Here is an 11241-nt window from a genome sequence, read left to right on the forward strand (position 1 = left end):
CCGCGCCAGGTTCCCCGTTCCCTTTTCCTCCTGGAGGAGCATCCGTGTCCAGATCCGTCCCGCCGCGCCTGACCCGTGCCGCCATAGCCGGTACGGCCCTGGCCGGTGCGCTCGCGGTGTCCATTCCGGTGCCGGCCGCCCATGCCGCGGAATCCCTGGTCGCCAACGGCGACTTCGAGCAGGTCGCCGCCGACGGCAGCATCGTCGGCTGGCCGCAGAGCGAGAACCGGGCCAGCGGCCACGCCACCATCGTGGACGGCGCGGGCCCCGACGGCAGCCGGGCCCTCGCCCTCGACCTCGGCGACCCGGGAGACAAGGCGGCGGTCGGCCAGGACATTCCCATCGCCGACAACTCCACGTTCCAGGCGTACAGGATCACGTTCGACGAGCGGGCAGTTGGCCTGTCCGGCTACGGCGGCGACCTGTGGGCCCGAAACGTCGGCCAGGACGCCGTCATCGGCCGGATCACCGGCAACACGGGCTGGCGCAAGGCCAACGCCGTCGTCCTCGCCCGGCCCGGCGCCAAGGCCGTCAACCTCCTTCTCGCCCTCGAGCAGACCACCGGTCGCATGCTCATCGACAACGTCAGGGCCGAGCGCATCGAGGGCAACGAGGTGGGCGCCAGCGCCCAGCCGACCGGCGCCGTCCAGCTCACCTGGCACTTCGCCGCGGTCGACGGCACTCCGGCCACGTACCAGGTACACCGCTCGACCAGCCCGGGATTCACCCCGAGCGAGAAGACCCTGATCCGCGAGGTTCCCGACGCGTGGACCGCCGAGGACGGATCCGCCAGGCCCGGTACCCGGTACACGTACAAGGTCGTCGCGCTCGCCGCGGACGGCTCGAAGCTGGGCGTCACCGAGCCGGAGACCGTCACCACCCCGTCGGTGTTCCTGGACGAGCAGCAGACGAATGTGCTGACGGCGACCGAGGACGGCGAGAGGGCTCGCCTCGCGTGGCGGCTCAGGGCGGGCACCAAGGGCCCGGTGACGCTGTATGCGGGTGGCGCCGAGGTCGCCGACGGCAAGCTGCACAAGGCCCGCAAGGTCAGTACGTACGGCGGCCACGGAACCATCGGCGGCGTCACGCTGCGGGGCGGGGAGCGCCGCGGCGCCACCGGTTTCGCAGTCGTCGGGCAGGGCGGCAAGGTCCTGGCCACCGCGAGCCTGGCGAGCCTGCAGCACCCTCGGATGGGGGTCACCGACGACAAACTCGCCGCGATCCGCGCTGCGATCCAACAGGACGGCACCCCCAAGTCGACGTACAACAGCATCGTCAACCGGGTCGGCAAGGGCCTCCCGGCCTACAACTACGGGCCGGGTCCGTCACAGGCGTCCTGGGCCATGGACGCCGCGCTGCTCTACCAGGTCGGCAAGGACCCGGCCTACGCGCAGACCGCCTTTGACGCGCTCATCGAGGCCGGCCGGACCATGCCGTTCATCAACGGCACCGGGTACGCCGGGGCCGCGGCCCTGGAGACCGCCAACGCCGCGGGGCCCCTGGCCACCGCCTACGACTGGGCCTACCCGGCCTGGACACCGCAACAGCGCGCCGAGGCCCAGAAGGTACTGCAGCGTGTGGCGGCATATCTCGAGGTCGCGTACCACCCGAACTTCGACCTGCCGACCAAGCAGAGCAACTGGACCGCGGTAGTGCGCGGCGCCGAGCTGTCGCTGCGGCTTGCGGTACGCGGTGACGGCCCGTTCGACCTCCAGGAGTACCGCATCCCGCAGCTCGTCGACGCGTTGGGACGGCACCTGGACACGGCGTACTCCGACGCCGGCTGGGACCAGGAGGGCATGGACTACTTCAGCTACGGCCTCGGTGTCGGAGCACCCGCTGTCGTCGGCTCCGTCGACGCCGGAATCGGCGCGCTCAAGGCGAAGTGGCGGCGGCCCGCCTTCGCCAACCTGGTGCTGCACAGTGCCTCCGCGCAGCCCGACAACGCCCGGCTGCAATGGGGCGTCTCCACCCCCAATGGCGGGGTGCCCATTCCCGGCCTGATCTTCACCCAGGTTCCCGAGGAGCAGCGGGCGGCGTGGCTGTGGCAGTACCAGAAGACCGTCGGCGGTGGGGGAGGCGCCTACGGACTGCTCAACTACCCGTACGGCGTGGCCCCGCAGGACCCCGACGAGGGACCGGCCGCGGTGCGCGCGGCGCTCCTCGACGACCACGCCGGCTCGTACCTCTTCCGCAGCCGCTACCAGGACAAGGACGATGTGCTGGTCGGCGCGCAGAACCGCAACGACACCCACATCGGGTGGGGTGGTTTCGACACCTTCGCTCTGTCGCTGGTCGGCCAGGACGTGACCTGGGCCCGGCAGCCCGCCAAGGACTACGCCAAGCGGGAGTTGTTCTCCAAGCCGCTGATCGACGGCTTCCCCGAGAAGCGCAGCACGGACTCCACAGCGGGCAAGGGCGAGACGTTGGAGTCCCGGGCCTACGCCGGCCAGGGCGGCGGTTACGTGTCCCTCGACGGTCACCTCAACTACGAGGTGACCAAGGCCCGGCGGGACCTCGCCGTGGACCTGCGGCCGGTGGGCGGGGCGGACGCCGTGATCGCCGTCCACGACGCATTCGCGGACAGCGCCTCCCACGCGTACACCTGGCAGCTGGCCCCTGAGGCGGGTACGGAGATCACCTTCGGGGAGACCGAGTCCGGTGCCAAGACCTTCCTCTTCAAGAAGGGCGACAGCTATCTCAAGGGCTGGGTCCTGAACCCGGACGGAGCCCAACTGTCCACGGAAAAGGGCGCGTTCAAGGTGACCCGGAACGGCACCGACGCAGACTTCAAGATCGTCTTGACGGTCGGCAAGGGCACTCCGCAGACCGCCACCACGTCGGGCGACGAGCTGACGGTCGGCGACACCACGTACGACCTCGGCGATCTCAAGGGCTACGACCCGCGGAAGGGCTGACGAAGCGCGGGGGAGCCGTCGGCGTAGACAGCCGACGGCTCCCGTCCGAGAAGAGGTCTGAGAAGAGGAGGGCAGCACCCTTGGTTCACGAAGACTCATCGGATGGTCCCGCGCGCGGCGGAACCCGTCGGCAGCCACGCCGAGACCTACTCGACCGGCGCCCAGTACGACATCTTCACCGCGCACTACCCCGACGTGAAGGGCGAACTCGGCGGCGAGACCGCCAGGCCCTCCAGCAAGGAGATCCTCATGAACGGCGGCTCCAGCAACTGATGGGCGCGCCCGGGCCGGGGTCACCGGCCTCGTCCGGCGTGGTCGGGCGAGTTCGGCGCCCTCGGTCGGCCCCTTTATGCCACTTCCGTGAGGGGTTCCTCGGCCCAGATAGTCTTGCCGCGGTCTTCGTAGCGCGTTCCCCACCGCTGGGCGAACTGCGACACCAGCAGCAGACCGCGGCCACCCTCGTCGGTCGTGCGGGCGTGCCGCAGATGCGGGGCGGCGCTGCTGCCGTCGGAGACTTCGACGCTCAGCGTACGGTCGCGGATCAGCCGTAACTGTACGGGCGGCTGTGCGTACCGGATGGCGTTGGTGACCAGCTCGCTGACGATGAGCTCGGTGGAGAACGCCTCGGCGTCCATGGCCCAGGTGCTGAGCTGGCGGGCCGTGAGTGAGCGGGCGGTGGCGACGGCTTCCAGGTCGGAGGGGAGCACCCAGGTGGCGACGCGTGAGGGATCGAGGGGCTGGGTGTTTGCCACGAGGACCGCCGCGTCGTCCGGAGGGTCGGCCGGGATCAGCTCCTCGGTGAGCCGCAGGCAGAGGTCCTGCGGGGACTCGTGGGACGTGGACAGCAGGCGCACCAGGTCGTCGTACCCGTCCGCGTCGGTGAAGGCCTGCAACAGCCCTGGTGTGAACAGGACCAGCCGGCATTCATCGGGCAATTGCATGGTGGTCTTGGCGAAGGACGGACCGGGCCGACCGAGCGGCGGCCCGGCCGGGATGTCGGCGAAGGTCACGGTGCCGTCCGGAACCACCGTGGCCAGCCCCGGCGGTCCGGCTGCGGCCACAGTGCACTCACAGGTGACCGGGTCGTAGACCAGGTAGAGGCAGGTGGCGCCGACGGGGCTCCCGGCCGGCGGCTTGGCGGTCTCGGCGTCCATCTGGCGGACCAGGTCGTCGAGACGTGCCATCAGCTCGTCAGGCGCGAGACCGAGGGCAGCCATGGTGTGGACGGCGGTGCGCAGTCGTCCCATGGTGGCGGCGGTGCGCACGCCGCGGCCCGGTGCCCTGCCCGCGACCAGGGCCACCCGGGCTCCGGGCAGGGCGATGACGTCGGTCCAGTCGCCGCCCGCGCCGGACTGGACCCAATGGTGCGCCGCCTGAACCGCCTGGGGCACCTCAAGGTTCTCGGGCACCAGTCCGCGCTGCAGCGTGAGTACGGTGTTGTGCTCGCGTAGATAGCGGCAGGCATTGTCCAGAGCGACGGCGGTACGGGCGACAAGGTCCGACGCCAAGGTGAGGTCGTCGTTCTCGAAGGCGCCGCGGGCGGTCCACCGGTAGAGGGTGACCAGGCCCAGTACACAGTCGCGGGCCAGCAGGGGGACCGCGATCAGCGAATGGACCCCCTCTTCCTGCATGCGCCGGCCACGGACCGCGTCGCCCTGCACCCACCTGCTGTCCGCACCGACCGTGCGCACGAGAAGCGGCCTGCGGTCGGCGAGCACCTGGACGGCGGGCGCGGCGTCAGGGAAGCTGCTCATCTCGCCGACCGTGTACACACCGGGCTGGATGTCGCGGCGGATCGACCGGGAGGCAGCCCGCCGCAGGTCCCAGTCGGCCTCAGCTGTCCTGTCCGGGACCTCTTCCCCGGCCAGGACCGGTTCGAGGAGGTCCACGGCCACGCTGTCGGCCAGCCGTGGCACCACCATGTCGGCCAGTTCGGCCGCGGTGCGCAGCACATCGAGGCCGGTGCCGATCCGGGAACCGGCGTCGGCGATGAGGGCGAGGCGTTCCTGGGCACGATGCTGCTCGGTCACGTCGACGACGAGGTCGGCGATTCCGAGGACGCGGCCGTCGGGATCGTCCAGACGGAATGCGGACGCCGAGTACACGTGTTCGCGGTCGGGATCGCCGGGGGGACGGCCGCGCTTTTCGAAGGCGAGGACCGGCTGCCCGGTCTCCAGGACCTCGGTCATCACTCGTTCGGCGACCTCCGCGCTGAAGTCCGGCCATGCCTCGGTGGGTCGCAGCCCGAGTCCCTCGGTCACCCGAGTGCCCTGCATGCCCTCCGCAGCGGCGTTGTACCGGGTCAGCCGCAGATCGGGGTTGAGGACGAACAGACCGATGGGGGAGCGGGTGAACAGCGCGTCCAGAAGCGCCCGGTCAACGGCGGCCGACCCTTCCCCGCCGGGCGGCACATCGCCGACCCTGCTCGAGGACACATCGACTTTCCAGTGCGGCACCGCCCCCGCCTCGGGTTCGGCGCTCACCCGCACGCGGCAGCCGACGAGGTGCCCGTCCCGGTGCCGCAGCACGACATCGGCGGTCATCTCGTCCGGCGCCTCGACCGTGGCCAGATCCGTGACCGCCCGGCCGAGGACCTGCTGCGCGGGATAGCCCAGCAGGTCCTCGGCGGCCGGACTCCACTCGATCACGATGCCCTCGTCATCGACCCCGAAAGAGGCCGTGCGCGGCCCGCCGTCCACGGAGCCGCCCGAGCGGCGGCCGCTGTCTGCCCACTCGTTCATGATCACCCGACCGTTCTCACACAGGGGCCAGTGCGGTCGTACATCCCAGTCTGACCCGGGCGCTCCGACTCGGCATCCCTGACGGGGCATTCCGTTCGACCCCAGCACGGCATCGCTTCCCGCACCCCGGCAACCGCAGGCGTGACCGTGCGTGCCGCACTCCGCCCGGAACGCACGGTGAAGTGGCTCGCCTCCCGTGTGTGCAGAGGGCGCACGGAGATGTGGCGTACCGCGGTCGCGGATGTGGTGTGCCGCGGTCGTGCCCGGCGACAAGACGTCCGCAGGCCGGTGGCCGATGTATGTCAGGACGCTTCAGGCTCCCTTCGGCACTGCTCCGGCCGCCGGTCCACACCGCGTGTCCCGCGCGAAATACGATTCGCGGCTGTGGCCTGCACGTTGGCTGATGCCGGCGACGCGGCGTCGACTTCCCTGCAACGATCTGCAGATGCCGTGGTCGGTCGTCGCCGCGCTGGTCCGGAATCTGATCACGGCGCCCGCTGCCGAGCTGCGCAGCCACACGGTCAGAGTTGCGGAGTGCTGGCGCCACGGCACGAGAACGCGGTGCTGCCCCGTCAGATCGCCCGAGTCCGCTACCAGTTGGCTGTGTTGGCTGTCCCGATCCGGCTCGCCGCACTCTCCCAGTTGATCCCGGGGTCGCTCTGCGGCGGGAGGCGGCCAGAACTGCGGGCGAGACGGCCTGACCGGCCGACGCCGACTTCTATGCCGGCTGGGGGAGTTCTTGTTCGGTCCAGATGGTCTTGCTGCCGTCGCTGAAGCGGACGCCCCAGCTCTGTGCGAGTTCTGCGCAGATGAACAGGCCGCGGCCGCCTTCGTCACTGGCCTGCGCATGGCGCAGATGCGGTGAGACGGGGCTGGAGTCGCTGACTTCGACGGTGAGCGTACGGCCCTTGATCAGGCGGAGGGTGATGGGCGGGGTGCCGTAACGGACGGCGTTGGTGGCCAGTTCACTGACGATCAGTTCCGTGGTGAGTGAGAGCTCGTCGAGGTTCCATTCGGCCAGTTGTCGCCGTGTGCGGGCTCGGACGGTGGCGACGGCCGCGGGGTCGACCGGCAGGTCCCAGGTGGCGACGTGGCCGGGATCGAGTGTGTGCGTCCGCGCGAGGAGCAATACGGCGTCGGTGCCGGGAGAGGAAGCCGGGACGGTGCGTACCGCTTCGTCGAGCAGGTCGTCCAGCGGCCGTCCGCTGTCGGCGAGGACCTGCCGCAGACGGTCCTCGCCGGCCTTCCTCCCGGCCTCGCCCATGGACAGAAACGCGTCGGTGCACAGCGCCATGATGCTCCCCTCAGGGAGGTCGAGACGGGTGATGACAAACGGTGCTTTCTCGCCGGCACCCAGTGGGGGAGCGATGGGAATGTCGGCTGTCTCGGTTGTTCCGTCGGGGTGTGCGATGACGGGTCGTGGGCCACCGGCGAGGGCGATGACGCAGCTCTTGCTCAGCGGGTCGTAGGCCGCGTAGAGGCAGTCGGCGGTCAGTTCCTGACTCCGCAGGGGGTCGCGGGGCGGCAGGTCGGTGCGTTCGTCGGCGAGTCGGACCACCGTGTCGTCGAGGCGGGCGAGAAGTTCGTCGGGTTCCAGGTCGAGCGCGGCCAGAGTGTGGATGGCGGTGCGCAACTGGCCCATCGCTATGGCAGCTTGGATGCCGGTACCGGAGACGCGGCCGACGGTGAGGGCGATGCGCGCGCCGGAGAGCGGGAAGAGGTCGAACCAGCTGCCGCCGGCATGGGCAGCCTGGTGGAAATGGGCGCTCTCCACCGCTGCCAGCGGCTCTGGGTGCTGGGGAAGGAGACGGCGCTGCAGGGTCAGGGCGACGGTGTGTTCTCGGGTGTAGCGGCGTGCGTTGTCGATATGCAGTGCGGTACGGGAGGCGACCTCCAGTGCGAGGTCGAGGTCCTCGTCCACGAACTCGTCGCGGTCAGGGGAACGGTAGAGGCTCAGCGTTCCGTAGACGCCGCCCCGGAGGGTGAGCGGGGCGACGATGGCGGAATGCGAGGTCGGAGTGGGCGTGGCCCTCCAGCCACGCGGATCGTTGGCGGGGCCGTCGTCCGGGTGGTACGTGATCAGGTGGGGCTGCAGGTCGGTCAGGGACTGGAGCCATGCTGCCGGAAAGCGGAATGGGGCCGTACCGGCGCCCGCCCCCACCGGGTTCCGTTGACCGTCCGCCGACGCGAGGGACATCCGTCGTAGAGGCACGTCGGGTTCCACCGGTGCAGACGGGGGCTCGTCGCCCCGGACGACCGGGTCCAGCAGGTCCACCATCGCTACGTCGGCGAAGGCAGGTACGAGCACGTCGACGAGTTCGGTGCAGGTGGTGTCCAGCGCCAGCGAGGTTCCCACGAGTTGCCGTACATCGTTGAGGACCCGTGTCCGCGTGACGGCACGCTCGCGCACCGTGACGTCCACCTCTGCCGCGGAGAGGCCCAGGACGTGGCCGTCAGCATCCTGGAGCCGGAACACGGAGACGGAGTACACATGCTCGTGGTCCGGGTCGTTGGGCGGGCGGACCTGCACGAGCCTGTCCAGTGCAGGTTCGCCGGTGGCAAGCACGTGGCGCGCCATCGCCACGGTCTCTTCGGGGTCGGACAGCCGGAACACGTCACTGAGTGGGCGGCCGAGCGTGACCGTGAGGTCGAAACCAGTCATGCCTGACGCTGCCGTGTTCATTCGCATGACTCGCAGCTCGGGATCCAGCACCTGCATGCCGATAGGCGATTGCGTGAACAGCGCCTTCAGGAGAGCGTGCTCGCTCGCATCCCCGCACTCCTGCGACCGGAGCAGGCTGAGGACCCAGCCCGAACCACCGTCGCTCAGCGTCACGGGCCGCATCACCAGTCCGTCTGGGACCGCCCCTGGGCCGCTGGAACGACTGTCCTGGTCCGTGACGGCCCGAACCCATGGTCCGGCCAGCAGCTCCAGGACGGGACGGCCGAGTGCCTCGGACGCTTCGTGGTCGAAAAGGGACTTGGCCTCCTGGCTCCACGCCACCACGACACCCGCTGCGTCGATCTTGAGCAGCGCGTCCGGTGCCATGGACTGCTCGCCTCCATGCGTCGCTTCCCGACGACGGGCATCAGCCCGGCAGGCCGGGAGCCTGCGTACGGTCAGGCCACTTCCAGGGTGCCTCGCGGCGCGGGGTACCGCACATCGGCGAGGCGGCATGCGGCACAGACGTCTGATGGGCCCGGCCTGCCAGCGTCTCAGCAGCCGGAGACGTTCCGTACGGCGCGGGCGGGCGACCACTGCACTTCATGATGCCGCGGTCAGCGGAGAGGTTCAGGTTCGAACGAGTGAACCCAGTCGTTCCGCGCGTAGCGGCCGATGTGACAGCGGGAAGGCCATTCCCCACCGGACAAACGATGGGCAGGAAGCATCCCTATGCCGAAGTTCCTCATCCAGGCCACCTACACGCCCGAGGGCACCAAGGGTCTGCTCAAGGAAGGCGCGAGTGGCCGTCGCGCCGCCGTCGACCATGTCGTCACCAATCTCGGCGGGCGGGTCGAGGCCATGTACTTCGCCTTCGGGGAGGACGACATCGTGCTTATCGTCGACTTCCCCGACCCGGTCTCCATGGCCGCCGTCAGCCTCACCGTCAAGGCCAGCGGAGCCCTCCACACCCGGGCCACCCCTCTCCTCACCCTCGACGAGATCGACGAGGCCGCCCGTCGGCAAGTCACCTTCCGATCCCCCGGCATGTGAGCCCGGGACCCTTGGCCCGGTACCGGGAACCGGTCGTGCCGCCTACCGCCGTCCGTGACCGACCAGGCAGCGCGCGACCGACGCGGACGATCTCTGAGCTTCTCGGCGCTGGTGAGGGTGCGATCGATGGCGCCGACAGCTTCGCGGGCCTCGCCCTGTGTGTCGCGGTCGGTACGTATGTAGACGGCCGGACCGCGGACGGGCGGTTCGAAAGGGACTGACAGACGGTCTTCGGTGTGGTTACGATGCCCGCGATGAACACCTTCTTCTCATTGGGATCGGAGGAATCGTCCGCGCAAGGTGAGTGCTGATGGCACATCACTTCACGCAGGAGATTCCGGCCCACCTGTTGATGTGGCAGCGCGTACGTGAGTACGCCGTGCCACCGTCCATGATCGAGACCGCGACCGCGCGCCGTGCAGCCGGTGACTGGGCGGGAGCCTGTGCCGCCGCCCGGATCGACGTAGACCTCGATCTGCGCGCCGTGCGCGACCGCCACGGCACCGATATCGCCACCCGTATCCGTGCAGATCTGCGCAGGCTCGCGCCCGATCTGCTCCGCTGGCACATGCCCAGGATCGCTCCCGACGGGCGCCTGAGGCCCGGCCTCACCATCTCCTTGGCCCGTTACGGGAGGTGCGGCGGAACACCGCCGCACCTCGTGGTGCGGACACCGCCCGCCCACGCGGACGCCGGACAGCGGATGTCGCTGGACGTGTGGGAGGGGTCGGCGAACGACCGTTCCGCGAACCGTCCGTACCTCCATCCGCATCCGCATCCCGACCGGCGTTTCCGGCTCGATCTGCACCGGCATCTCTGGGATTCGGGACGGAGCGGCGAACTGGCGCGGCGCGGAGGTGCGCCGTCCGTGGCGCCCCCCGGCCGGCCCGCCCTTCACGACTCGCCCTGGGCAGTGGCCGGCTGGGCTGCCGAGGCGGAGTTGCTGTTGCGGGCCGAGGGGCGCTCTCGTGGGGCCTTCACCGTACGGCTCGGAGCGCGCAGTCGTGCCGTCCTCGAACTCGTCGCCCCCGACGACAGCCACGTGCCGACGTTCCGGCCGCTGCGGGAGACACTGCCCCCACAGGAAGTCGCGGTGCTGCCCGTGCTGCCCGAGGCGGCGGCACGGATTCTTCCGGATCTGGAACTGCTACGGGCCGGGCTGATCACGGTCGGGCGGCTGCATCCGCTCGTGGCCCCGGCGGTGCGGGGAGACGGCCCGAAGTCCGTGGCCGGCCGCGCATCCGAGCCCGGCGACCCGCACCGGGTGGAGTGCCGGGGCGAGGTCCATCGCATCGCGCTGCGCGACGGGGTGCTGAGCGCGGTCGATCACGACCCGGACCAACTCCGCCGAGAGGACCTGCTGGTGGCGCTCGGGGGTACGGCGCTGCCCTGCCTACGGGCGATCGACGCGGTGCACCGCAACCCTGAGGCGCTTCCCGCCGTACGGGAACGGCTCCGCCACGGCGACGTCACCGGTGCGCTCGCCGTGGTCGAGAGGCTGCTCGGTCCCGGTGCGATGCTGCGCGACGGGCCGCTCAGGGAGGAACTGGAGTCGGCCGCGATCCGCCGTATCGATCACGGGCTCTTCCGCGCGGGGCTCGCCGACGTACCCGCCGGCCCCGGCGAACCACGGGGCGGGCACCCTTCGGGCGCGCGGCACACGGAAGCGGGCCACCGACCCCGGCTCGGCCGCGGCACATCCCTTGCAGTGCGCCGCAAGCGCGGCAGCCGGGGCCGGCCTCGCACCGGTCAGATCTGATCCGCCCTCACTCACCAATCGGCTGACTCGCCGAAGTCCCCTTCACGCACGGTGCGTTGCGCGCCGCATGCCCATACGCCCTCAGGAACGGCACGCCCCGTTCCCCTC

Annotated in this window: 6 protein-coding genes; 4 read left to right on the plus strand and 2 right to left on the minus strand. The window is 70.3% G+C overall.

What is annotated here, in order from left to right; all coding sequences use genetic code 11:
- Positions 1–44: 44 nt before the first annotated feature.
- Together ACIPWY_RS04230 and ACIPWY_RS04235 are read left to right on the plus strand one after the other, a co-directional pair.
- Positions 45–2918, plus strand: a complete 2874-nt coding sequence (locus tag ACIPWY_RS04230) for a hypothetical protein (RefSeq protein WP_401532187.1) — start codon at positions 45–47, stop codon at positions 2916–2918.
- A 102-nt stretch (positions 2919–3020) separates the two neighbouring features.
- The gene (locus ACIPWY_RS04235; protein ID WP_362905252.1) at positions 3021–3191 is read left to right on the plus strand and encodes a hypothetical protein; all 171 of its coding nucleotides are present in this window, start codon (positions 3021–3023) and stop codon (positions 3189–3191) included.
- 74 nt (positions 3192–3265) lie between these two features.
- Here ACIPWY_RS04235 and ACIPWY_RS04240 read toward each other — a convergent pair whose 3' ends face one another.
- Both ACIPWY_RS04240 and ACIPWY_RS04245 read right to left on the minus strand, forming a co-directional pair.
- On the minus strand, positions 3266–5659 hold the full coding sequence (locus ACIPWY_RS04240) for a SpoIIE family protein phosphatase (protein WP_393703162.1): 2394 nt from the start codon (positions 5657–5659) through the stop codon (positions 3266–3268).
- A gap of 718 nt (positions 5660–6377) precedes the next feature.
- A complete protein-coding gene (locus ACIPWY_RS04245) occupies positions 6378–8708 on the minus strand; it encodes a SpoIIE family protein phosphatase (protein WP_393703160.1) in 2331 nt (776 codons plus the stop codon).
- Positions 8709–9053: 345 nt separating this feature from the next.
- Between ACIPWY_RS04245 and ACIPWY_RS04250 the strand changes: the two genes are divergently transcribed.
- Positions 9054–9374 (plus strand): GYD domain-containing protein, encoded by a 321-nt coding sequence (locus ACIPWY_RS04250; protein WP_393703158.1) that lies wholly within the window; start codon positions 9054–9056, stop codon positions 9372–9374.
- Between the two features lie 310 nt (positions 9375–9684).
- Positions 9685–11133: a hypothetical protein gene (locus ACIPWY_RS04255; protein WP_393703156.1), complete on the plus strand. Its 1449-nt coding sequence runs from the start codon at positions 9685–9687 to the stop codon at positions 11131–11133.
- Positions 11134–11241: the final 108 nt, after the last annotated feature.

The organism is Streptomyces sp. NPDC090032, assembly GCF_044748025.1.
Taxonomy (GTDB): domain Bacteria; phylum Actinomycetota; class Actinomycetes; order Streptomycetales; family Streptomycetaceae; genus Streptomyces.

Excerpts from the sequence above, each read along its gene's own strand:
- ACIPWY_RS04245 (WP_393703160.1), bottom strand. The coding sequence starts at position 8,708 with ATGGCACCGGACGCGCTGCTCAAGATCGACGCAGCGGGTGTCGTGGTG.
- ACIPWY_RS04250 (WP_393703158.1), top strand. The coding sequence starts at position 9,054 with ATGCCGAAGTTCCTCATCCAGGCCACCTACACGCCCGAGGGCACCAAG.
- ACIPWY_RS04255 (WP_393703156.1), top strand. The coding sequence starts at position 9,685 with ATGGCACATCACTTCACGCAGGAGATTCCGGCCCACCTGTTGATGTGG.
- ACIPWY_RS04240 (WP_393703162.1), bottom strand. The coding sequence starts at position 5,659 with ATGAACGAGTGGGCAGACAGCGGCCGCCGCTCGGGCGGCTCCGTGGAC.
- ACIPWY_RS04235 (WP_362905252.1), top strand. The coding sequence starts at position 3,021 with ATGGTCCCGCGCGCGGCGGAACCCGTCGGCAGCCACGCCGAGACCTAC.